The sequence below is a fragment of the Flavobacterium soyae genome (genome assembly GCF_021245985.1).
GTDB lineage: Bacteria > Bacteroidota > Bacteroidia > Flavobacteriales > Flavobacteriaceae > Flavobacterium > Flavobacterium soyae.
This window is the reverse complement of the sequence record NZ_JAJQXA010000012.1, coordinates 156,723-181,246: the sequence shown is the minus strand read 5'-3', so window position 1 is coordinate 181,246 and position 24,524 is coordinate 156,723. Positions and strand designations below refer to the sequence as shown.

The following is a 24,524-nucleotide window of genomic DNA, read 5'->3' as shown; positions in this document are numbered from 1 at the left end:
ATTTCTTTGCGAGAATATGTTTCTTGAACTATTTAGGCGCCAATGGACTCTCATTCCTTTTCACTTAATTATTGCAAATTTAAACATAACGATCACTCATCGTAAATTAACTTGACAAACATAGGAGAACGCAAGGTTTTTTTGTATAAGATTTTTAAAACGCAAGGTTCGCAAAGCTTTGCGGATAAAAACTTTGCGAACTTTGCGTAAACCTTTGTGTTCTTTGCGGTAAAAAAAAACTTGAAACAAAAGAAAACCTGAAACTTGAAACCTTTTAATTACTTTTGCAAAATGAATAAAAAACACCATTCTAACAATATACTTTCAAATTTAGGGATTGAGAGCCTAAACGAAATGCAGGAAACAGCTCAGGACACAATCCTGAACGATAATAATGTTTTATTGCTTTCCCCAACCGGATCTGGAAAAACATTAGCCTTTTTGCTTCCTGTTTTAGAATTATTACAGCCTGAAATTTTATCGGTTCAGTGTTTAATTTTAGTTCCGTCGCGTGAACTTGGGCTGCAGATTGAACAGGTTTGGAAAAAAATGGGAACGCAGTACAAAGTGAATATTTGCTACGGCGGACATTCAATCGATACTGAAATCAAGAATTTAAGCAATCCTCCGGCAGTTTTAATTGGAACGCCGGGAAGAATCGCCGATCATATTGACAGGGATACTTTTAGAACAGATAAAATTCAAACGCTGATTTTAGATGAGTTTGATAAATCGCTTCAACTGGGGTTTCATGAACAAATGTCTTTTATTATTGGAAGACTGCCCAAAGTAAACAAAAGAGTTTTAGTGTCTGCAACGTCTGATATTGAGATTCCAAAATATACGCGAGTTGTAAATCCAAGGGTTTTAGATTTCATTGTGGAAGAGGAGGAAAAATCAAATCTTTCTATGAAAATGATTGTTTCGCCTTCTAAAGATAAATTAGAAAGTTTATTCAATTTAATTTGTTCTTTAAAATCACAGTCGACTATTATTTTTTGTAACCATCGCGATGCTGCAGAACGTATCAGCGATACTTTAAACGAAAAAGGAATTTACGCCACGTATTATCATGGGGGAATGGATCAGGACGAACGTGAGCGCGCTTTAATTCAGTTTAGAAACGGAAGTATAAGTTACCTCATCACGACAGATCTTGCTGCTCGTGGATTGGATATTCCTGAAATGAAACACGTAATTCATTATCATTTACCATTAAAAGAAGATGAATTTACACATCGTAACGGACGTACAGCGCGTATGCAGGCAACCGGAACGGCGTATATTATTGTTCACGAAAGTGAGAAACAACTAGATTATATTGATTATGGCATGTCAGTTTTGGATGTGAAAAATGTAATTTCTCTGCCAAAACCACCAGAATTTCAAACAATTTATATAAGCGGCGGAAAAAAGACAAAGCTGAATAAGTTTGATATAGTAGGTTTCTTTTCTCAAAAAGGAAAACTGGAAAAAGATGATTTAGGGCTTATTGAAGTAAAAGATTTTGTTTCGTTTGCGGCGGTAAGATTTGGAAAGGTAAAAGAGCTTCTGAAAAACATTAAAGACGAAAAAATGAAGGGTAAGAAGTTTAAAATTGAAGTTGCCCGAAATGTTATAAAGAAAGAAGAAGAAAAAAATAAGAAATTTTAGCCTTTTTAGGATTATATAACTGTATTTGCTTTGTTTTATGTTGTTGTATATCAGTTTTTTATCATTAATCGAACAAGATTAACAATTTTGTGTTAAAAAAATAATGAATTGATAGGTGTTTTTTCAATATTTCTGTGTTTTTTTGTTGCAGTAAAATTGTAAACCCCAAATCCACTATGAAAAAGATTATTACCATTGCCATTTTGTTCTTTAGTTTTGTATCATTTGCACAAATCAAAGTTCTTGAGACAGTTCCTGTTGAGAAATTAGGAAAAGTAAATAACAATTACATTCAGAAAATTGGAGACGAATACACAGTTTATTACACAAGTATTCAAAACGAAGATGATGCTTCAAGTTTGAGAAAATTTACTTTTAAAAATGTTGATAACGATTATACAAATCTTTACAACATTATTATGGGAGGTTTTACCGCTTCTCCTTTGTATGATATTAAATTAGAATTACCAAACAACTACATTTGGCTGCACTATACAGGAAATGTTGTACCAGATAAAGCTACAGTTCAGTTTATGGTATCCAGCAAAGACAGAGATGCTGCAACAAACAGTGTATCTGAGCCATTTGTAAAAGATCAAATCAGCAAATTATTTCAAAAATAGTTTGTTGTCAAAAACAATATATTGAAAAAGGCCGTTCAGTTTTTGAACGGCTTTTTTTTGTTTCAGGTTTTTCTTTGTTTCAGGTTTCAGGTTGCTTAACGTTGTCTTGATTTTAACGCAAAGTTCGCTAAGTTTTTTAATTCAAAGCTTTTGTAAAAGTGCAAAGTCCGCAAAGCTTTGTGAATAAAACTTAGCGAACTTTGAGTTAACTTTTGCTTGCTTTACGGTTAGATAAGGGAGTAAAAAAACTTAGAATCTCAGTATCTTAGAACCTTATCACCTTTTAAATTTTCTTTACATATTGCGTAATAATAACAATCTGCTGTCCATCGACTTTTCCTTCGATGTATTCAGCATTTTCGTGGTCTAGACGAATGTTTCTTACGGCGGTTCCTTGTTTGGCAACCATACTTGATCCTTTAACTTTAAGATCTTTAATTAATACAACAGAATCTCCGTGCTGTAAAACAACACCATTACTATCGCGGTGAACCAGTTTATTTTCGTCATCTTCGCCTTCGCCGGTTGCTTGTGCCCACGCCAGCGTATCTTCATCTAAGTACATCATATCAAGTAATTCCTGAGGCCAGCCGGCAGAACGTAAACGGCTTAACATTCTCCAGGCAACAACCTGAACCGGAACGTTTTCATTCCACATGCTGTCGTTAAGACATCTCCAGTGATTTAAATCGACGTTATCTGGATTTTCAATTTGGTCAATACAGGTATTACATGCTAATATTGCTTCGTCAATACCGCCTTTTTGAGTTGGTAATACTTGATATACTTTCAGGTTTTCTTCGGCGCCGCAAAGTTCACATTTAGACCCGCTTCGTTTGCTTAATTCTCTTTCGATACTCATTACTTATTTGTTTATTTTTTTGGCGAAATTACTTATAATCTGCTTCGCTTGCAAGTTTATGGTTTTTTGATAATTCTAAAAAGGTAAATCATCATCTTTTGGAACAGAAACTATAGGAGCTTCATAATTTAGATTGAAATGTTCTCTTATAGTATTAACTAAATTGTTTTTATCGGTTTCTTCAAAAGAGTTATAAAGTGTAAAAAGTTCAAAAAGTGTTTTATAGCTTATTTGAAAATTATGTTTATTATATTTGAAAGGTAAGCCTTTAAAAACATCGACTACACTGATATCTTTTGACCATTTAAAACTTTGTGTCAAAGGCTTTAAATATTCAAGCCATTCTTTGACCATTTCTGAAGAAAATTTTTTGCTAAAAGTTATTCTTTTATTAATTAAAGGAAAGCCTTCATCAAAGTCATAATATGTGTAATGTGTTACATCAGATAGTAAAGTCTGAATTTCATCCTGCAGTTTTATTAAGTTTTCTATGTTTGTTTCTCTTGTCAAACTTGATAAATCAAAAGTTATCTGATTGTCTTTTTCATTGGTTTTACTTTCAAAAAGTTTTGAAATGTTTTTTTCAATTCTATCAATTTTGGTTTCTAATGGCTGTATTATAGTTTGAACTTTATCTTTTTTCGTTAAGGATTCATACATAAAGTTAGCCCATTGTTTTCTTAATGTATCTTTTATATCAGAGAAAGATTCAAATGTATTTATAGCATTTCCTTCTTTGATTTCGTGAATAATATCTAAAAAGTAAAAAACGAATTTATATGAGTCGTAAGGAAAGTGATATTGCTCATCAAAATCTCTTTTTACTTGATTTCTTACATTATCTGTTTCATCATTTGGTATATTGTTTTTTTGGAAATGTTTTAAGATAACTTTATCTAAGGCTCTTTTATAGTTTTTATAATCGTATTCGACATATTTGTTTATAAATATATGTTTATATATTTTGACATCAAGTGCTCTTCTAAATTCTCTAAGAGTTACACTCTCAGGAATATTATCATCTTGTTTATCTTGATGATAAAAACTTCCGTAATTATTTCCTACAACTAAAATAAATAATTGACACTTATTTATTTCTTCGATACAAGAATCTTGGACATGAGATTCATAATTATAAAATATATCATCAAATTCACTCATAACGGCATCATAACCAAAATCTCTTATGAAATTTCGTAATTGAAATCGTATTTCTTGTAAATCATAACAGGTAGAACTAACAAAAAGTCTTGGTGTGGCCATAATAAATTTTTACATTTTGTTTTTAATTAAAAATTATTTTATAACTAGAGAAAGTTTTTTATTCTTTCTATTTCTTTACCCTAACCGCATCCGGAACCAGCATTTCATATTCACCGCCGTTTCGCAATACATCACGAACAATACTAGAACTAATATAAGACGTTTTTGCTGCAGTTAATAAAAATACCGTTTCGATTTTAGAAAGACGTCTGTTCGTGTGTGCAATTGCTTTTTCGAATTCGAAATCGGCTGGGTTGCGCAAGCCTCTTAAAATGAAGTTTGCCTTTTGTTTTTTTGCTAAATCTATTGTCAGCCCTTCATAAGTTATAACCGAAATTTTTGGTTCATCTTTAAAGGTTTCTTCAATAAAACGTTTTCTTTCTTCTAGTGAAAACATGTACTTTTTTTCGGCATTGACACCAATGGCAATTACGATTTCATCAAATAAAGAAACTCCTCTTTTGATAATATCTTCGTGTCCAAGTGTAATAGGGTCAAATGATCCCGGAAATATGGCTTTTCGCATTTTTTTTGTTTGAGGTTCAAAGGTTCAGAGTGACAAAGGTTCAAAGGTTTTTCTTTTTGGACAGGACTTCGACTTCGCTCAGTCTGACAGTTGTATAAATTAAGGTTCTGAAATCTTAGAATCTCAGAACCTTAATATTTTAGCAACTATGCCAAGGCTAGTTCGATTGCATTTGTAAATAATTCTTCCAGAGAAATTCCGGCTGCTTTTGCTTGCTGCGGAATCAAACTTTCGGTTGTTAAACCCGGAATAGTGTTCATTTCCAGCATATACGGTTCGTTATCTACAATGATGAATTCGCTTCTAGAGAATCCTTTCATTTTTAAAACTTCGTAAGCACGTTTTGCAGTTTCTCCTACTTTTTTTGTCAGCTCATCAGAGATTCTGGCTGGCGTGATTTCTTGTGATTTTCCTTCGTATTTGGCTTCGTAATCAAAGAAATCATTGTCAGATACAATTTCGGTAATTGGTAAAACTATAACTTCTCCTTTGTAATTAATTACGCCCACAGAAACTTCGGTTCCGTCCAAGAAACTTTCAATGATAATTTCGTTGTCTTCTTTATAAGCAACTTCAATTGCGATTGGAAGTTCGGCTTCGGTTTTTACTTTTGAGATTCCGAAACTAGAACCGGCTTTGTTTGGTTTTACGAAACATGGTAAACCTACTTTTTTAACGATTTCCTGAGTATTTATTTCGTCGCCTTTGTTTAAGTAATAGGAAATTGCTGTTTTGATTCCGTATGGTTTTAAAACAGATAATAAATCTCTTTTATTGAAAGTCAATGCCGATTGGTAGTAATCGCAAGAAGATTGCGGTAATCCAATTAATTCAAAATATGCCTGCATTAGTCCATCTTCGCCCGGAGTTCCGTGAATGGCATTGAAAACACAGTCAAATATAATTTTTTCCCCATTTACCGTTACAGAAAAATCGTTTCTGTCAATTGGGAATTCGGTATCATTTGCGTCTACATAAACCCATTTTTCTTTAAAAATATGAATTCGGAATCCGTTGTATTTTGTTTTGTCAAGATATTGGTACACAACGTTTCCGCTGATAAGCGAAATTTTGTATTCGCTTGAATATCCGCCCATGATGATGGCAATGTTTTTCATTTATATGTTTTGTTTTATATTTTGTTTCAGGTTTTCTTTGTTTCAGGTTTCAGGTTTTCTGCCACGAATTTTACGAATTTTCACGAATTATTTTTTGAAATCTGTTTAGATCTGCAAAATCTGTGTGCCATTAATATCCAGTGTTCGCTAGGCTTACATGCTTAAGGGAAGACTTTCTTGTTTTAAACAAAATTATCATTTTTTTTGAAATGAAATACTTTATCTTTGCGACAACTAAAAATAAATTTATGAGTTTACGTAAGTATTTAACTAGCCGGGTATTTTTTTTACAAGTGTTAAGTGCGGCTGCTATTATTGCAGTTTTGGGTTATTTGTTTATGCATTGGCTGACTTTTACAACTGATCACGGACACGAAATTGCGGTTCCTAATTTAGCCAGACTGACTGAAGAACAAGTTGAAGAAAAACTAGACGAGCTGGATTTAGATTATGTGCTTTTGGATAGCGTTGATTACCGAAGTGAATATCCGAAATATAGTGTTGTTGAGCAGGATCCGCTGCCGGGAACTAAAGTGAAAGTAGGAAGAAAAATATATATTAAAATTAATTCATCGGGATTTTCGTCTGTTAAAATTCCGGATTTAATTGAAAAAACATATCGTGAAGCGGTGCCAACTTTAAAAGCTTTAGGACTTGAACCGGGAACAATTACTTATATTCCAAATCTTGGAAAAGATATGGTTTTGGAAATGCGTTATAAAGGCAGAAATTTAAAAGTAGGAGACCGTGTTTTGAAAGCATCTAAAATTGATTTGGTTTTAGGTGACGGAAAAGCGAGTTATGTAGATGACAGTCAGGCTGCAGATAGTTTAGCAGTGCCTGCAGAAACCCCAAAAGATGAACAATAATATTGAAGAAAATTTAGATCTGGAAGACGAATTATTCGAGCATTACAGATTTGAAGTCCCAAAGGGTCAGGCGTTTTTGCGTATTGACAAATATTTGCTGAATTTGATTCAGAATGCTACGCGTAACAAAATCCAAAACGCAGCAAGTGACGGAAATATTTTTGTAAATGATGTTCAGGTAAAATCAAACTATAAAGTAAAACCTTTTGATGTGATTACAGTTATGTTATCGCATCCTCCATATGAAAACCATATACTGCCGGAAGATCTTCCGATTAATATTGTGTATGAAGATGATGCATTTTTATTAATCAATAAAGAGCCGGGAATGGTGGTGCATCCGGGTCACGGAAATTATACCGGAACTCTTGTAAATGCTCTGGCACATCATTTTGATAACCTGCCAATGAACAGCAGCGAGCGTCCCGGCCTTGTTCATAGAATTGATAAAGATACGTCTGGACTTTTGGTTGTTGCCAAAACGGAAGCAGCAATGACGCATTTGGCGAAACAATTTGAAGCTAAAACTACAGAACGTGAATATATTGCCCTTGTGTGGGGAAATGTTGTAAATGATGAAGGAACTATTGAAGGAAACCTTGCCAGACATTTAAAAGACCGCATGCAGATGGCTGTTTTTGCTGATCCTGAAATAGGTAAACCGGCAATTACACATTATAAAGTTTTAGAACGTTTTGGTTACGTTACTTTGATTTCATGTAAATTGGAAACCGGAAGAACGCACCAGATTCGTGCGCACATGAAACATATCGGGCATCCGTTATTTAATGACGAACGTTACGGCGGACATTTGATCTTGAAAGGAACAACGTTTACAAAATACAAACAGTTTATAGAGAATTGTTTTAAAGCTTTGCCGCGTCAGGCGCTGCATGCTAAAACGCTTGGATTCGTTCACCCAAATACGGGAGAAATGATGCGTTTTGATACAGAGTTACCACAGGATTTTCAGGATTGTATTGAAAAATGGCGTACTTACGTGAAGTCACATAATACTGAAGACGAAGAGAATTAATTAGATAATTTGTCAATTAGATAATTTCTTAAACACAAATTTCACTAATTTACACAGATTAATTTTCGTGTAAATTAGTGGAATTCGTGTTTTAATTTAATTCCGAATGATACTTTATTTTACCAATCGATCCCGTTGGATTTGGTAAAAGTTCGAAAACAGAAGTAGGAGCGAGGCCTTGTTCTATTCTATGTGAAACGTATAGAATCGTAACGTTTGTTTCTTGTTTTATCGTGTTGATAAGCTGAATTACCAAATCTACATTTTCGTCGTCCAGACCTTCTACGGGTTCGTCTAAAATTAATAATGGCGGATGTTTTAAAACGGCACGCACAATTAATGCAACTCTTTGCTGACCGATAGAAAGATCAATAAAACGTTTTTTTCTTAAGTGTGTCATTTCAATAACTTCAAGCCACTGTGAAACAATTTGTTTTTGATGCGTTGTGGGCTCGATATAAAGTCCGATTGAATCAAAAAAACCGGAAAGGATCATTTCTTCTAAAGTGTGGCCTTTTTGAAATAAATCGGTCATTGAAGTTGCAAAAATTCCGATTTGTTTTTTGATGTCCCAAACGCTTTCTCCGCTTCCTTTTTTTCTTCCAAATAAATATAAATCCTGACCAAACCCTTTTGGATTATCCCCCGTAATTAAGGATAAAATAGTACTTTTTCCGGAACCGTTTGGCCCAATTAACTGCCAGAATTCACCCTGTTTAATTGTCCATGAAATGTTGTCAAGAATTTTTCTTTCATCATAACTAACCGAAACATTTTCCAGTTTTATTAATACACTTTCGTGGAAGGAATGCAGCTCAATTGCTTTTGGGATTGATGCCGTATTTAAGGTTTTAAAATGATTTTCGGTTTTTAAAATTGGGTGTAATTCAAATGTATTGTCGTTAATCTGCGCTTTATTTGGAACAAATTCCAGAACGTCCACAACACGATTTAAGAGCTGAACAATAGCAATTTCATTAGTCAGATCGTTTAAAGAATCTGCCAGAGTTACTCTCGAAGCCTGATCTAAATGGTCAAACGGATTGTCAAAAATGATAAAATCCGGTTTTTGATTAATGCAGTATTTTAAAAATTCTTTTTTACGCTCACCGGATGAAAATGTACGTAATTGCCTGTGTGATTCAGGAGATGCTTCTACGCTGTCGTATTGGTATTCTTTTTCAATGAATTTTTCGATAGCAATATCAGAAAATAAAATACCTTTTTGATTATTAAAAACGGCTAATTCTCCTTTTGCTTCTCCATTAAGTAAACTGTCTATGAATGCTTTTTTATTTACCTGATTAGATAAAAGTATATCCCAATGCTGCATTTTTTATTTTCTATTTTTAAACTGTTGTCTGCATTTTTAACACATAGTAACATAGTTTTTTTGAAACTTAAATAAAGGCGTTTCACTTGCATTAATAAACATAGTATGCTATGTGTTAGAAGCGTGCTTCTTTTTATACTCTTTTAAACACAATAAAAATCTATGTTTCTATGTGTTTAAAAAAGAGATTATTTTGTTTCTTTAGCTGCCATTTCGCGGTCATTTCTTGACCATTCACTCCAGGAACCTACATAAAGTTTTGGAATTTCAATTCCGGCATAATCCAACGCTAATAAAGTATGGCAGGCCGTAACGCCGGAACCGCAATGTACAATTACATTTTCTGACGTTTTATTATTTAAAATTTCAGCATATTTTTCAGCTAAAACTTCAGGAGATTTGAAAAGGCCGTTTTCGTCCAGATTTTCACTAAACGGAAAATTTACAGCACCCGGAATATGTCCGGCAATTAAATCTAAAGGTTCTGTAAGACCATCAAAACGATTTTTATCCCTTACGTCAATTACAATATTTTCGCTGTTATTTCGGGCTTTTTCGACCTCTTCAATATCAGCAGTTTTTAAATTCCATTCAGTAATCGGATAATTTCCTGTTTTTTCAAAATTTTCTATTTCTGAATTTACAGGAAAACCCGCTTTGACTGCTTCTTGCAAACCTCCGTTTAAAACCTGAACTTTTTCATGTTTCACAGCTTTTAGCATCCACCAAAATCTTGCAGCAGCATTTGAACCGTTTTTATCATCATAAATTACAACATGAGATGAAGGTGAAATTCCGAGTTTTGAAAGCACTTCCGAAAACTTTGAAAAAGAGGGAAGAGGATGCCTTCCGCCATTTTTTGGATTGCAGTCGACTGTTGCTAAATCTTTGTTCAAATCGACATAACGAGCCCCTTTTAAATGTTCTGCTTTAAAATTTTCCTCGGCATTAATTCCTGCTCTGGCGTCGATTAAAATAATTTCCGAAGAGTTATTCAGCTTTAATAACTCTTCAGCGTTTGTGATGGGAGAAAGTTTACTAGACATTTTTAATGAATTTATTTTTTAGAAGTCCCCAGCCAAAGCATGCATCAAGAATGAATTTGCTTTGTATTTTATTTTCAAATGTATACGAAAGTGTTTTGTTAATCCCTCCTTCGTAATCAATATTATTGTGTCCCATATTGACATACTGTATTTTGTATTTTTTGTTTGTCCAAACTAAAGGACAATAACCTTTATGCACAAAACTTATATGCGCCTGATCGTTTTTTGCTGTGTAAAAAGCAATTACTTTAAACTTTGTTTTTTCTTTTTTATGCTGAGAAAAACCTGAAAAACTAATAAAAAAAGCAGCAGTAAAATATCTTTTTTGGTTAGTGAATAAATTGGATTAAATTTTGCTAAATTAATCAGGGATTTTTTCAATTAAAATTTCATTTTCTGCGCTGTCAAAATAAGTACAGGTCATTTCGATAATGTCAACTCTCCATTTTGCAATTCCGCATTGACCGGCATGGCGGCAAAAAGTAAGATAGTCTGTTTCTCCATGCTGGTGTTTTACTAAAAACTCTATAAAAAGTTCTTTGTTAACCGTTACAGCTACTAAAATAGGATTGTATTTTTCATCAGAAGTTACAGTGTAATTGTTTACACCGTAATATTCAACGTGTCCGTCATTCACAAATGTATCATAACCTTTTACACCCAGAATAATTAAGTCTTGTATATAATTTGGAAAATCGGCACCGCTTTTAACTTTAGCATGTGCTTCTTTGATTTGATCGATTGTAAACATATTATTTAGTTTTAAGTTAAGGTTTGCCACGAATTACACTGATTTTTATTTACGTAATGCTGAAAAATTCATTCCTGAAAATTCGTGGCAAACAAAAAAAATATTGTTTCAAAAATACGATTAATGGTTTTATAGATTGATCGAAAGATTAAATTTACCGCAATACATTTTGAAAAACTAAAGTTATACTCATAAAATTATCAGAAAAAAGAAGCTGCGTCTGTTTTAAACTACTTTTTAAGCGTTACAACTCTTTGCGGATAAGGAATGTCAATTTCAGCTTCGTCAAAACGTTTCTTGATACTTTGTAATAAATCGCAATACATTACAAAACCGTCTGTAGAGTTTTTTGCCCATGCCCATGCTTTTAATGTTACGCTGGAATCTGCGAGAGCCACAACTCTTGCCACGACCAAAGGTGTTTTTTGTTTTTTATTTTCGGCGGTTCTTGTATCAATAAAAAGCGGATGTTTTGCGATTTCATCCTGCATTATTTCTAATGCTTTTTCGACATTAGATTCATAACCAATTCCTATTTCAACTATTTTACAGCATTTGGTATCGTGCATATTGGTATTAACAATAATCTGATTGCTGATTACGGAGTTGGGAATTATGATTCTGTTGTTTTCGGCATCTTTTAAAACAACTTGCCTCAAATTGATATCCTCAACTGTGCCAACAAAATTATTGATCGTGATTTTGTCATTGATTCTGAAAGGTTTAAAAATCACCAGAAATATTCCGCTGACAATATTGCTCAAAGCCTGCTGTGAAGCTAAACCTGCGACTATCGAAATGACACCTGCGCCGGCTAAAAAGGAATGTCCTATTATTTTAAATTCGGGAATTTGAATTAAGGCAAAAGCAATCCCCAGAATATAAATTACGGTTATAATTAAATGTTTTAGAAACTTAAATCCGGTTGCATCGTATTCTTTATCACTCAATTTTCGATATAAAAAATAGCGGAGTATTTTGTCTGTTACAGCACCCAATATTATTGTGGTAATTAATATTATGGCGACAAAAAATCCAATTCTAAAGTCTTTTATGTAATCGATCATAGCTTTGAGATTTTTTAAATTAATGTGATATAACAGATTCTATCGGCCAATTTTTATTTACTTTTTTCAGATTTATATCCTGATTTTGTATTACGATTATTTTGGCAATAGAGTCTGTTATGTTTTTTGTTTTACAGTCCAACAAAATCATCACTTTTTGGGAAAATGCTTAATGCCTGAATTGCAATTTCGGGTGTTGGAGAAGCCAGTTTTCTAAGTTTAGTGTCCATCCAGGCTCCGTCGACCGTAATGGTTGCGCAAAGTGTATCATCTTCACGTCTAAATTCGTGAATGATGGACCAGCGCGAAGCATCGGCTTTCATTTTTGATGTTTTGGTATGAATAAATATTTTGTCTGAAAGTTTTAATTCTTTTCTAAAAACACATTCTTCCCTAAATAAAACGGGACCAAAACCCTGCGTTTGCATTACTCTTAAAGTCAAGCCGAGTTCTTCGAGAATTTCTATACGATGCTGCGCACCAAAATCGTAATAAGCACTATGACGAACGTGAAAATTTGGGTCAAGATCTGACCAGCGAAAAGAGATTTCCTTAATAAATGAAGCCATTTTTGTATTTGTATTTTAATAATATTTTAAAGCTGTTCTAATATTGTTTTTTGAACATACATTTTTAAAAAATCTAAATTACAAATAAAAAGTGAATGGGACTGACAAAGTAAAATTGAGATTAAACTATATTTTGAGCATATCGATGTTTTGTTTGATGATGTTTTTATCAGAAACGGAACTGGCAAGCTGCAAAGCTTTTTCAAAATGTTCAAGCGCTTTTTTATTGTCAATATCTGTATATAAGTTTCCTAATAAAGAATAATAAAAATGATTTTCGCTTAGGTTTAGTTTTTCAGCTTCGGTAATGGCGGTTTGTTTTCCGTTTGTTTTGGCTAAAGCAAATGTGCGGTTGAGTGCTGCAATGGGCGAATATTCGAGAATTAATAATTGGTTGTAAAGCTGTAATATATTTTCCCATTTCTCTTTAGAATCTTCTTTTTGAGTATGCCAATAGGCGATTCCGGCTTCGAGATGGTATTTCGTAAGTGTGTTTCCGGTTGAAGCTTTACCCAGAAAATAAGTGCCTTTTTCGATAAGTTCCTGGTTCCAGAGTGTTTCATCCTGGTTTTGATATAATATCGTTTCTCCATCACTGTTTGTTCTTGCATCAAATCTTGAAGAATGAAAACACATTAATGAAAGCAATGCATTTACGGGCGGCAGGTTTGTTGCGGGATTTTCGATTAATAAGAAAGTCAATCGCATGGCTTCGGCACAAACGTCTTTTCGTAAAATAGTGTTTTGAGAAGTTGAATAATAACCTTCTGAAAACAGTAAATAAAGCGTTGTTAAGACATTTTCGAGCCTGTTATTTATTTCTGAACTGCTGGGCTGTTCAATTTTTACATTGGCTTCTTTCAGTTTTTCTTTAGCGCGGTTAATTCTTTTGTAAATGACTTCTTTATTGGTTAAAAATCCGTCTGCAATTTCCTGAATTCCAAATCCGCATAATAGATTTAGTGCCAATGCAATTTGCGCTTCGGCAGAATTTACAGGATTACAAACTGTAAAAATCATGGCAAGCTGGCTGTCGAAAATGTTTTTATTGGATAAGTCAATTTCAATTTCTTCAGCTTTACTGGCATTGTGTTTTACTTCGACAGCGATTTTTTGTTCGAAGAGTGTATCTCGTTTTAAGTAATTTTTTGTTTTGTTTTTTGCAACGGTATATAGCCATGCAGTTGGATTTTCCGGAATTCCTTTTACGCTCCATAATTCGGTTGCAGCGAGAAATGTATCGCTGGTAATATCTTCGGCGATTTCGATATTTTCAATCCCAAATAAATAACAGAGTACCGAAACTATTTTTCGGTACTCTGTTCTAAATAAATTGGGTAAAAGCTGACTTTCTTCCATTTTATAAAATTCCTTTTTAAAAGAATAAGAAGTTATTTTTTAAGATTATTATATTCCGGTAACGGCCATTCTAATTTCAACATTTCCGCCCAATTCTAAAATCGGACATCCATTTGCAATACTCACGGCTTCGTCATAATCTGCAGCTTTTATCATAATCAAACCGCCAATTGCTTCTTTAATTTCGGCATACGGGCCATTGATTACGCTTTTGTTAGATTTTACAATTTTGCCTTCGCCATCCCAGCGCTGTAATGGTTTTGCCAGTTTATCCTGAGCGGCAATTCCGCCCAGCCAATCCTGCCAGAGTTTAAGTGAATCCTGTAATTCCTGCGGAGAAGGCTGTGTTTCTTTAGTAACATAATCTCTTCGAAATATTAATACAAACTCGTTCATGTTATTGTTTTTTTAATGTCATCAATTCTATGTGATAATTATTTTTATTAACCAAATTGCCCCACTTTGTAAGTTCCCGGTTCGTTAGGGAAAGCAAGGTTAATTCTGTTGTACATATTAATTGTTGTAACAGCTAAAGTTAAATCAATTAATTCCTGCTCTGAAAATTCGCTTACGGCTTCTTTGTAAACTGAATCAGGAACATCACATTTAGTTACGGCTTCGGCCCAGGCAAAGGCAGCTCTTTCGCGATTTGTGTAATAAGGAGCTTCACGCCATGCACTTAGCCCGTATAAACGCTGTTCAGTTTCACCTTTATGACGTGCATCTTTATAATGCATATCCAGGCAATAAGCGCAGCTGTTTATTTGTGAAACTCTAAAGTAAACTAATTCTAAAAGAGCTAATTCTACAGCTGATTTTTTTAAATAGCCGCCAATTCCGTAAAGTGTTTTTAAAGCGTCTTGTCCTTTTGCGTGAATGTTAATTCTTGTTTCCATTTTGTATAAAGTTTTAATGTTATACTCTAATAACAATCGAACTTTCGGAATTGGACAAAATATTTTATTTTTTTTGAAATAATTTTTGAAATAATTATAAAATCCTAGTGTTTGTTGGGCTTTACAGATATGTTTTTTTAAATAAAAATTATAAATGAGATTCTTCTGCAACAGAAATTGTTATGTCATCTTCATTTAAAGACTTTAAAAAATCATTTGCATCAAAAATTTCCCCGATAACAGTAACACCAGTTTTTGCTATTTTGCCAGATAATATTCTGTTTACTGTTTCTACAACTAAAGGAGAAGTCACGGCATAAATATCTTGTCCTTGTGCTGTAATTGTTCTTTTGAGATTATCTTTTAAAGCGACAACTTCTAAAGAGAAATGCTGCGAGGATCTGTTCTTTTCGTCAGTAGGTTCCGGTTCCGGGGTATCTTTATTTCGAAGATCGTTTAAAGAGTTTAGACTTAGATAAGTATTGATTGTGTTTACATTTAAATGGCGTGAAATGGTAATAATTTCAGAAAGAGGCAGGCTTACAACTTCTTTAATTCCAATTGGGTTTTTAAAATTCCATTCTATTGGAGAACTTGGTTCCAGCTCTTGTAAGCGATTGTTTTTTAATGTTAATCTGGTATAATGATTTCTGTCGCCAGTTAATCTGGTTCCTTTTGTGGGATGCCATGAATCAAGACCAATATAAATGTTTATTTCGTCAATTTTGTCCCAATCGTGAGTTATTGCCGTGCTTAATAAATCGCCTAATCCGCCATAGAATGCAACGGCAGGAATTATTAAAATTTTGCCTTTGGCTTTTTCAGAAAAATTTTCAAATACATCTAAAACTGCTTTTTGTTCGGCACTCAAATCAATATAATGAATGCCTAATCTTAGAGCTGATTGAATTATAGGTTCTGCAGTATCTAAAAATGGACCGGCACAGTTTATAATTATATCTGCTCCGGAAAAAGCATTATCTAATGTTTTTTCGTCATTAATATTGGCAGTTTTTATTGTTGATTCAGGGTATTTTTGTTTTAAAGACAGTAATTTTTCTTCATCTCTTCCGGAAAGAACCAATGTATAACCTTGCTGGTAAAGTTCGGCTGTGATGAATTTTCCAGTGTGTCCGTAAGCGCCGTAAATTGCAATACTTTTTTTCATTAGCAGTTTTATGTTAAAGTTAATGAAGCTAATGTAAGTAAAATAGTATTGTATTTTTAAGCGGTATTTTATTTTTGTTTTAAATTTTAATTTACGTTATGTTCTTTTTCACTATTAGTATTTAATTTTTTAACGATCCACGGAAGCGTAAGTCCCTGCCCAATAAGAGTAAAAAGTACAACGGCTACAGAAATAAAAATGACAGTATTTCTTTCAGGAAACGGGCTGCCGTCTTCAAGGAATTTTGGAAGTCCAATCGCAATCGCAAGAGATACAATACCACGCATTCCTGACCAGCCTAAAATAATACTATTGTTAAAATCTAAAAGGGCATCTTCACTGACTTTTCTTTTTCCTCCTCGATTTTTTTTAAAGGCTTTTTGAAGATTTATTTTTTGAAGAAATATTCTAACCATTCTAATTAGTAAAGCCACAATTGTAATGATAAAAGCATAACCGATATAAGGCAAAATCATGTGGTTATCAATATCTTTTAAGATATATCTAAAATTAAGACCAATTAAAATAAAAATTAATCCGTTTAATAGAAAGATGATAATATCCCAAAGGCTTCGGGAGCTGTTTTTTAAGTTTTCGGGGAATATTTTTTTACTGAAACGGGCAATTGCCAGTCCAGAAACTACTACTGCAATTACTCCTGAAACATGAAATTGTTCTGCCACTAAGTAGGCTACAAAAGGCATCAAAAGCATAAAACTAATGGTGACATTGGTATTTTTATGTACTTTACTCAATATAAAGGCTAAAATTTTTGCAATAACTATCCCTACAAGAAAACCGCCTCCCAATAAAAAAATAAATTGCAGTGCTGCTTTCCAGATAATGAAGGCAGATCCCATTACGGCAGCAACGGCAAAACGATAGGCAACAAGTGCCGAAGCATCGTTTATTAGACTTTCGCCTTCAAGAATCGTAATGGTTTTATGAGATATTCCGAGACCTTTGGTAATGCTTACAGCAGCAACGGCATCGGTTGCAGAAAGTATGGCGCCAAGTACAAATGCCAGCGGCCAGGTTATATTCGGGATCATATAATGAGCCACTACGGCAATCCAAAAGGTAGTAAGAAAAACCAGGGTTATTGCCAGCGTGCTGATTGTGTTTAGATTGGTTTTGAAATCCTTTGGAGAAATATTAAACGAAGCATCATATAATAAGGGCGGCAGAAAAATTAAAAAGATAATTTCGGGATTAATCTGGATTTCGGTCATGGTTGGTATAAAACCAATCGCAATTCCAACAATTACAAGCAGAATAGGGTAGGGAAGTTTTGCTTTATCAGCAAAGGCAGATAATCCTATAACAATGGCAAGTATAAATATAATGATGCTGTAATTTTCCATTTTTTGGATTTAGAATAACGCTAATGTACTTAATTCAATATTTAATTGAAAATTATTCTGATTTTGGAAATATAAAAACATCTTTTAGGAAACAGATGCCGCTGCTATTGGGAATAAGTTCCTAAAAATGACATGTAAAATAGTGTTATGCCATGTATGTCAGTCTTGAAAAATGTCATGTTGTCAGATGATTATTGTCGTGCCAATATTAAAACTGACAATTTACTTTGGTTTTTTATCTTGGCACAAAGATTGACTTATGCCACGTGAGTTATGAAAATTAAATCAAAATTAAATATATAAAAAATGGGTAAAATAATCGGAATTGACTTAGGTACGACGAACTCTTGTGTTTCTGTAATGGAAGGTAACGAAGCAGTTGTTATCCCTAATGCAGAAGGAAAAAGAACAACTCCATCTATCATCGCTTTTGTTGAAGGTGGCGAAATTAAAGTGGGTGATCCTGCAAAAAGACAAGCAGTAACGAATCCTACAAAAACGATTGCTTCTATTAAACGTTTTATGGGACATACTTTTGCTGAGACTACAGGCGAAGCAAAAAGAGTTTCTTATTCAGTTGTAAAAGGTGACAACAATACACCGCGTGTGGATATTGATGGTCGTTTATATACTGCTCAGGAATTGTCAGCAATGACACTTCAAAAAATGAAAAAAACTGCTGAAGACTATTTAGGTCAAACTGTAACTGAAGCAGTTATTACTGTTCCTGCTTACTTTAACGATGCACAACGTCAGGCTACTAAAGAAGCTGGTGAAATTGCTGGTCTTAAAGTTATGCGTATCATCAATGAGCCAACTGCTGCTGCACTTGCTTACGGATTAGATAAAAAAGGAACTGATCAAAAAATTGCTGTTTACGATTTAGGTGGAGGTACTTTTGATATCTCTGTTCTTGAATTAGGAGACGGTGTATTTGAAGTATTATCTACAAATGGTGATACTCACTTAGGTGGTGATGATTTTGACCACGAAATTATTGACTGGTTAGCTAATGAATTTTTAGCTGAAGAAGGTATTGACTTACGTCTTGACCCAATGTCATTGCAGCGTTTGAAAGAAGCTGCAGAGAAAGCAAAAATTGAATTGTCTTCTTCTTCAGAAACTGAAATCAACTTACCATATGTAACGGCTACTGCTTCAGGACCAAAACACTTAGTAAAAAAATTATCTAGAGCTAAATTTGAGCAATTAACTGATTCATTAGTTAAACGTTCTATGGAGCCAGTTGCTAAAGCATTAAAAGATGCAGGTTTATCTACATCTGATATCGACGAAGTAATCCTTGTAGGAGGTTCTACCCGTATGCCAAGAATCGCTGACGAAGTTGAAAAATTCTTCGGTAAAAAAGCTTCTAAAGGTGTTAACCCTGATGAGGTTGTTGCTATTGGAGCTGCTATTCAAGGTGGAGTTTTATCTGGAGATGTAAAAGATGTATTGTTACTTGACGTAACGCCTCTTTCTTTAGGTATCGAAACTATGGGTGGTGTATTGACTAAATTAATCGAGTCTAACACAACTATTCCAACTAAAAAATCTCAAGTATTCTCTACTGCTGCTGATTCTCAACCATCTGTTGAAATCCACGTATTACAAGGAGAAAGAGCTATGGCAGTTGATAACAAAACTATTGGTCGTTTCCACTTAGATGGTATCCCGCCAGCACCAAGAGGAGTTCCTCAAATCGAAGTAACTTTCGATATCGATGCTAATGGTATCATCAAAGTTTCTGCAACTGATAAAGGAACTGGAAAATCTCACGATATCCGTATCGAAGCTTCTTCTGGATTAACAGCTGAAGAAATCGAAAAAATGAAAAAAGATGCTGAAGCTAACGCTGATGCAGACAGAATTGCAAGAGAAAGAGCTGAGAAATTGAACGAAGCTGATAGTACTATTTTCCAAACTGAAAGTCAATTGAAAGAATTGGGAGATAAACTTACAGATGAGCACAAAACAGCTATCGAATATGCTTTAACTGAATTGAGAATGGCTCACCAATCTCAAGATCTTGATGCAATCCAAAAAGGATTAGACAATGTAAATGCAGCTTGGAAAACAGCTACAGAAGCAATGTACGCTCAAGGTGGTGACCAAGGTCAGCAAGCTGCTCCACAACAAGAGCAGTCTGGAGACAATGTTGAAGATGTTGAATTCGAAGAAGTAAAATAATTTACTACGTAAAGACGCACTGCGGTGCGTCTCTACAATTGAATATGAAAACCGGGTCAGAAATGACTCGGTTTTTTTTATGTCTGTTATTTAATGTAGAGACGCACTGCAGTGCGTCTATTTACAAGGTTTTTTACAAAATGATAATTGTCATTTCCCATTCAGATTCTTTTTCGTAATATTACTATTGTAAATTTTTTTGAATGAGAAAGATCAAATACAAAAAGGGACGTAAATTACAACATACTAGTTTAGAGTACACAGGCTCTCATAAAGATCATAAATCAGAAATGCAGCTTTTTGTATATGACGATGCTGATATTGTTGAATATGAAAAGTTTACTGTTCTGGCATTAAATTCTTGTTTTAATTACAACAAAAATAATTGGCTCAACATTCACGGATTAAACGATATTAATCTTATTAAAACTATTGGTGCACATTTTAAATTGGATGATTTTCTGCTGGCGGATATATTAAATACGACTAAAAGGACCAAATTAGAAGAGCAGCAGGATATTTTATTTTTTAGTATAAAATCACTTTTGCCTTCGGGATATTCAGATAATATTAGTGTTGAACAGCTTAGTTTTATTTTGAAAGATGGGGTTTTGATTTCATTTCAGGAAAAGAGAAGTGATTTTTTTACACATATCCGTGAACGTCTGCGTACACATACAGGGATTATACGAAATAAAAAAGTAGATTATCTGCTCTATTTATTGTTAGATTCTGTAATCGAAAATTTCTACATTACGATCGAAGATGAAGAGGAAAAGATAGAAGAGCTGATTAATTTAACCAAAAAAGGAGCTGATCCTGTTATTCTGGAAAAAATTGAAAACCACAGAGATAACTTTAATTTTTTAAAACGTTCTATAATACCGCTTCGGGATTCTTTGTACTATTTTAAAACGATTAAAGATGACGAAACAAATAGTTTAATTCAAAAAGATACATTTAACTTTTTCATTCGACTGCATCAAAAAAGTTTAGAACTTTTAGAGCAAATCGAATCTGATATGAGTTCATTAGAAAGTGCTTCAAACTTTTATTTTTCAGAGCAAAGCCGAAAAATGAATGAGATTATGAAAACGCTGACCATTATTTCGGCCATATTTATTCCGCTTACTTTTATAGTTGGGGTTTATGGAATGAATTTTGAAAATATGCCCGAGCTTAAATTTAAATATGGTTATCACAGCGTTATGATGGCAATGTTTTTCTTAGTTGTTGCTCTAATTGTCTATTTCAAAAAAAGACGTTGGTTTTAGCAGTATTAAAATATAATTCAAATACAGATGTTTAGTTTCAAAATATAAATTATGAGTAAAGCGGTATATATAGCCACAAGTGATCAAAACAGCGGGAAGTCGATAATTACACTCGGCTTAATGAGCATTTTGATTGGTAAAACGGCTAAAGTGGGTTATTTCAGGCCTATAATCGAAGATTTTATAGATGGAGAGGTTGATAATCATATCGAAACAGTTTTGTCTTATTTTAACCTTGATATTCATTTTGAAGATGCATATGCCATTACAAAAAGCAAACTTATTAAAAAGAAAAACAAAGGAAAAATAGGAGAGGTTCTGGATTTAATTATCGAGAAATATAAAAAACTTGAAGAACGTTTTGATTTTGTTTTAGTTGAAGGAACGAGTTTTACGGGTGAAGGGACCTCTATCGAATTAGATTTGAATGTTTTAATTGCAAAAAACCTCGGAATTCCAACCATAATTATTGGTTCAGGGATTGGAAAAACGCTGGAAGAGCTGGTTGATAGTTTGTATTTAGTTTATGATTCTTTCAAAGTAAAAGAGGTTGAAGTTTTATCTGTTTTTGCCAATAAAGTACAACCCGAAAATATTGAATTAGTTACAAAAAGCCTTCAAAAAAGTCTTCCTTCAAATGTTTTAGTAAATACAATTCCGCTAGTTTCAAGTTTGAACAATCCAACAATGCAGGAAATTGTAAACGAACTTGATGCAAAAGTTTTGTTTGGAGAAAATTATCTTAATAATGAGATTGGGCATTTTAGCGTGGGAGCCATGCAATTGCATAACTATTTGGTTCACTTACACAATAACGCACTTGTAATTACACCCGGAGATCGATCTGATATTATTCTGGGCGCATTACAGGCAAATGAATCAATAAATTATCCAACCATTTCAGGAATAATTCTAACGGGAAATATAGTTCCGGAGGAAAGTATTTTAAAGCTGATTGAAGGACTTTCTGCCATTGTTCCAATTATTGCAGTTGACGGTGGAACTTATCACATTACAAACAGAATTGGGTCTATTAAATCTAAAATCTACGCTAACAATACGCACAAGATTGAAACTTCAATAACTACATTTGAGAAATACGTTGATAACGACGCTTTATCTGAAAGATTAATCACTTTTGAAGCAGAAGGCATGACGCCAAAAATGTTTCAATACAACATGGTTAAAAGAGCCAGACAGCACCGTAAACATATCGTTCTGCCTGAAGGAAATGATGATAGAATTATTATTGCAGCTTCAAGGCTTTTAGCGATGGATGTAGTCGATATTTCAATTATCGGAGACAAAAAACAAATTGAAAGTAAAGTGTTAGAACTTGGAATTGCATTTGATTTTTCGAAGATAAATATCATTAATCCAAAAGAATCTGAACTTTATGAAGATTATGCCAATACGTATTACGAACTTAGAAAAGCTAAAAATGTAAGCATTACAATGGCAAGGGATTTAATGGAAGACGTTTCGTATTTTGGAACTATGATGGTGTACAAAGGTCATGCTGACGGAATGGTTTCGGGTGCGGCGCATACAACGCAGCATACTATTTTACCAGCACTTCAATTCATTAAAACTAAACCAAATTCATCGGTTGTTTCATCTGTATTTTTTATGTGTTTAGAAGACAGGGTTTCTGTTTTTGGTGATTGTGCCATTAATCCAAACCCAACGGCAGAGCAATTGGCAGAAATTGCAATTTCATCTGCAGAATCAAGTTCTGCCTTCGGAATTGAGCCAAAAATTGCCATGCTTTCTTACTCTTCCGGTGCTTCTGGAAAAGGAGATGAGGTTGATAAAGTAAGAACGGCAACCGAAATCGTAAAACAAAAACGTCCTGACTTAAAAATTGAAGGACCAATTCAATACGATGCTGCTGTTGACCGCGAAGTTGGAAAAAGCAAAATGCCGGATTCTGAAGTAGCAGGGCAGGCGAGCGTACTTATTTTCCCTGATTTAAATACCGGAAATAATACCTATAAAGCAGTTCAAAGAGAAACAGGGGCTTTAGCAATTGGTCCAATGTTACAAGGTTTAAACAAACCTGTAAACGATTTAAGCCGAGGCTGTACAGTCGATGATATTATCAATACGGTTGTAATTACGGCAATACAGGCACAGGGATTATAAATCAATTAAAAATTAAAAAATAGAACGCGGATTAGACTGATTCGCTACCGCGAAAACGCAGATTTACACGGATTTTATTTTTGATAGAATAAAAACCCGTTTTAATCCGTGTCTTTACGAAGTAAATCCGCGTCATCCGCGTGCCAATCTCGGCAAAAAAAATGTCTTCGAGATTAAAATAAACTTAGTGACTTAGCGCCTTTGTGGCAAAAACATAAAAAATGAAAATACTAATTATAAACTCAGGAAGTTCATCCATAAAATACCAATTGATGGTTATGCCGGAAAATGAAGTAATTTGTACGGGTATGATCGATAGAATTGGTTTAGAAACATCAAATATTACTTTTAAAACAGCTTCAAATTCCTATGAAGAAATACTGCCTGTTCATACCCATAAAATTGGTTTGCAAAAGGTTGCCGATATGCTTTTAGATGCTGAAAAAGGAGTTATAAAAACAACTTCAGAAATTACTGCAGTTGGTCATAGAGTAGTGCATGGCGGAAGTTATTTCTCAAATACAACTATAATTACTGAAGAAGTTAAAGAGAAAATAAAAGAACTTTCAGAACTGGCTCCACTTCATAATCCTGCTCATTTAGTAGGGATAAATGTTGCCGAAGAAATTTTTTCGGGAGCAAAACAAGTAGCAGTTTTTGATACTGCTTTCCACCAGACAATTCCGGTAGAGGCTTATAAGTATGCTATTCCAAATTTCCTTTTAACAGAACATAAAGTTCGTGTATATGGTTTTCATGGAACAAGTCATAAATATGTTTCAGAAAAAGCCATTGGTTATTTAGAAAAAGTTTCGAGAATAATTACAATCCATTTAGGAAACGGCTGCAGTATGACCGCTGTAAAAGATGGAAAAAGTATCGATACAACAATGGGGTTTTCTCCGGCAAATGGTTTGGTTATGGGAACTCGTGCCGGTGATATCGATCAATCGGTTATTTTTTATATGGTTAAAAATTTAGGCTATACACCAGATGAAGTAAATTCTATTTTGCTGAAACAAAGTGGAATGCTTGGTTTAACAGGTTATAGTGATCTTCGCGATATCGAAGCAAAAGCCGAAGAAGGAAATAAAGATTGTCAATTAGCCTTATTAATAAATGCCTACAGAATTAGAAAAACTATAGGTTCATATACAGCAGCTTTAAACGGATTAGATGCTATCATTTTTACCGCAGGGATTGGTGAAAATTCTTCGTACATGCGTAAATTAATTTGTACTGATATGGATTATTTTGGAATTGAAATTGATCAGGAAAAAAATCAAATTCGGTCAAAAGAAATAAGAGAAATTAGTACAGTAGATTCAAAAACTAAAGTTCTGGTTGTGCCAACTGATGAAGAATATGAAATTGCAAATCAGGTTTTTCAGTTGCTAAATAATTAAGATTTA

At 33.8% G+C, this 24,524-nt stretch carries 23 protein-coding genes; 8 read left to right on the top strand and 15 right to left on the bottom strand.

Translation table 11 applies throughout. From position 1 onward, the window contains the following. Window positions 1–291 precede the first annotated feature (291 nt). Together LUU93_RS16150 and LUU93_RS16145 are read left to right on the top strand one after the other, a co-directional pair. Window positions 292–1,653, top strand: coding sequence for a DEAD/DEAH box helicase (locus tag LUU93_RS16150; protein ID WP_232682209.1), 1,362 nt, complete (start codon window positions 292–294; stop codon window positions 1,651–1,653). Between the two features lie 176 nt (window positions 1,654–1,829). Continuing rightward, a complete protein-coding gene (locus tag LUU93_RS16145) occupies window positions 1,830–2,276 on the top strand; it encodes a hypothetical protein (RefSeq protein ID WP_232682208.1) in 447 nt (148 codons plus the stop codon). Between the two features lie 283 nt (window positions 2,277–2,559). Here LUU93_RS16145 and LUU93_RS16140 read toward each other — a convergent pair whose 3' ends face one another. From LUU93_RS16140 to LUU93_RS16125, 4 genes are all read right to left on the bottom strand, one after another. After that, window positions 2,560–3,138: a PhnA domain-containing protein gene (locus LUU93_RS16140; RefSeq protein ID WP_232682207.1), complete on the bottom strand. Its 579-nt coding sequence runs from the start codon at window positions 3,136–3,138 to the stop codon at window positions 2,560–2,562. Between the two features lie 75 nt (window positions 3,139–3,213). Beyond that, window positions 3,214–4,401 carry a DUF4062 domain-containing protein gene (locus LUU93_RS16135; protein ID WP_232682206.1) on the bottom strand — a complete coding sequence of 396 codons (1,188 nt, stop codon included), beginning with the start codon at window positions 4,399–4,401 and terminating at the stop codon, window positions 3,214–3,216. 67 nt (window positions 4,402–4,468) lie between these two features. Continuing rightward, window positions 4,469–4,927 (bottom strand): pantetheine-phosphate adenylyltransferase, encoded by a 459-nt coding sequence (gene coaD / locus LUU93_RS16130; protein ID WP_232682205.1) that lies wholly within the window; start codon window positions 4,925–4,927, stop codon window positions 4,469–4,471. Window positions 4,928–5,073: 146 nt separating this feature from the next. Next, the gene (locus LUU93_RS16125; RefSeq protein ID WP_232682204.1) at window positions 5,074–6,045 is read right to left on the bottom strand and encodes a D-alanine--D-alanine ligase; all 972 of its coding nucleotides are present in this window, start codon (window positions 6,043–6,045) and stop codon (window positions 5,074–5,076) included. 248 nt (window positions 6,046–6,293) lie between these two features. On the opposite strand from LUU93_RS16125, the gene LUU93_RS16120 reads away from it, so the two are divergent. Together LUU93_RS16120 and LUU93_RS16115 are read left to right on the top strand one after the other, a co-directional pair. Then, window positions 6,294–6,914 carry a PASTA domain-containing protein gene (locus LUU93_RS16120; protein ID WP_232682203.1) on the top strand — a complete coding sequence of 207 codons (621 nt, stop codon included), beginning with the start codon at window positions 6,294–6,296 and terminating at the stop codon, window positions 6,912–6,914. Further along, on the top strand, window positions 6,904–7,950 hold the full coding sequence (locus LUU93_RS16115) for an RluA family pseudouridine synthase (protein WP_232682202.1): 1,047 nt from the start codon (window positions 6,904–6,906) through the stop codon (window positions 7,948–7,950). Before LUU93_RS16120 ends, LUU93_RS16115 begins: the two co-directional genes overlap by 11 nt. Window positions 7,951–8,041: 91 nt before the next feature. Here the strand turns inward: LUU93_RS16115 and LUU93_RS16110 are convergent, their stop codons facing one another. The 11 genes from LUU93_RS16110 to LUU93_RS16060 form a co-directional block, all read right to left on the bottom strand. Next, window positions 8,042–9,283 carry an ATP-binding cassette domain-containing protein gene (locus tag LUU93_RS16110; protein ID WP_232682201.1) on the bottom strand — a complete coding sequence of 414 codons (1,242 nt, stop codon included), beginning with the start codon at window positions 9,281–9,283 and terminating at the stop codon, window positions 8,042–8,044. A 188-nt stretch (window positions 9,284–9,471) separates the two neighbouring features. After that, window positions 9,472–10,329, bottom strand: coding sequence for a sulfurtransferase (locus tag LUU93_RS16105; RefSeq protein ID WP_232682200.1), 858 nt, complete (start codon window positions 10,327–10,329; stop codon window positions 9,472–9,474). After that, entirely contained in the window at window positions 10,322–10,465 is a 144-nt protein-coding gene (locus LUU93_RS16100) for a hypothetical protein (RefSeq protein ID WP_232682199.1), read from the bottom strand. The genes LUU93_RS16105 and LUU93_RS16100 overlap by 8 nt, the downstream gene beginning before the upstream one ends. 225 nt (window positions 10,466–10,690) lie before the next feature. After that, window positions 10,691–11,080 (bottom strand): DUF1398 domain-containing protein, encoded by a 390-nt coding sequence (locus LUU93_RS16095; protein ID WP_232682198.1) that lies wholly within the window; start codon window positions 11,078–11,080, stop codon window positions 10,691–10,693. Between the two features lie 230 nt (window positions 11,081–11,310). Continuing rightward, a complete protein-coding gene (locus tag LUU93_RS16090) occupies window positions 11,311–12,147 on the bottom strand; it encodes a mechanosensitive ion channel family protein (RefSeq protein WP_232682197.1) in 837 nt (278 codons plus the stop codon). Between the two features lie 131 nt (window positions 12,148–12,278). Continuing rightward, on the bottom strand, window positions 12,279–12,716 hold the full coding sequence (locus LUU93_RS16085) for an acyl-CoA thioesterase (RefSeq protein WP_053473514.1): 438 nt from the start codon (window positions 12,714–12,716) through the stop codon (window positions 12,279–12,281). Window positions 12,717–12,842: 126 nt separating this feature from the next. Then, entirely contained in the window at window positions 12,843–14,075 is a 1,233-nt protein-coding gene (locus LUU93_RS16080) for an RNA polymerase sigma factor (RefSeq protein ID WP_232682196.1), read from the bottom strand. Window positions 14,076–14,123: 48 nt separating this feature from the next. Further along, on the bottom strand, window positions 14,124–14,471 hold the full coding sequence (locus LUU93_RS16075) for a YciI family protein (RefSeq protein WP_232682195.1): 348 nt from the start codon (window positions 14,469–14,471) through the stop codon (window positions 14,124–14,126). A 47-nt stretch (window positions 14,472–14,518) separates the two neighbouring features. Continuing rightward, a complete protein-coding gene (locus LUU93_RS16070; protein ID WP_232682194.1) occupies window positions 14,519–14,971 on the bottom strand; it encodes a carboxymuconolactone decarboxylase family protein in 453 nt (150 codons plus the stop codon). A gap of 148 nt (window positions 14,972–15,119) precedes the next feature. Next, window positions 15,120–16,139 carry a saccharopine dehydrogenase family protein gene (locus tag LUU93_RS16065; protein WP_232682193.1) on the bottom strand — a complete coding sequence of 340 codons (1,020 nt, stop codon included), beginning with the start codon at window positions 16,137–16,139 and terminating at the stop codon, window positions 15,120–15,122. An 86-nt stretch (window positions 16,140–16,225) separates the two neighbouring features. Beyond that, window positions 16,226–17,503, bottom strand: a complete 1,278-nt coding sequence (locus LUU93_RS16060; protein ID WP_232682192.1) for a Na+/H+ antiporter — start codon at window positions 17,501–17,503, stop codon at window positions 16,226–16,228. A gap of 306 nt (window positions 17,504–17,809) precedes the next feature. Between LUU93_RS16060 and dnaK the strand changes: the two genes are divergently transcribed. From dnaK to LUU93_RS16040, 4 genes are all read left to right on the top strand, one after another. After that, entirely contained in the window at window positions 17,810–19,693 is a 1,884-nt protein-coding gene (gene dnaK / locus LUU93_RS16055; RefSeq protein ID WP_232682191.1) for a molecular chaperone DnaK, read from the top strand. Window positions 19,694–19,896: 203 nt separating this feature from the next. Continuing rightward, window positions 19,897–20,967 carry a magnesium/cobalt transporter CorA gene (gene corA, locus LUU93_RS16050; RefSeq protein WP_232682190.1) on the top strand — a complete coding sequence of 357 codons (1,071 nt, stop codon included), beginning with the start codon at window positions 19,897–19,899 and terminating at the stop codon, window positions 20,965–20,967. Window positions 20,968–21,018: 51 nt separating this feature from the next. Continuing rightward, window positions 21,019–23,112: a phosphate acetyltransferase gene (gene pta, locus LUU93_RS16045; RefSeq protein WP_232682189.1), complete on the top strand. Its 2,094-nt coding sequence runs from the start codon at window positions 21,019–21,021 to the stop codon at window positions 23,110–23,112. Window positions 23,113–23,333: 221 nt separating this feature from the next. Beyond that, the gene (locus LUU93_RS16040) at window positions 23,334–24,518 is read left to right on the top strand and encodes an acetate/propionate family kinase (RefSeq protein WP_232682188.1); all 1,185 of its coding nucleotides are present in this window, start codon (window positions 23,334–23,336) and stop codon (window positions 24,516–24,518) included. Window positions 24,519–24,524 lie beyond the last annotated feature (6 nt).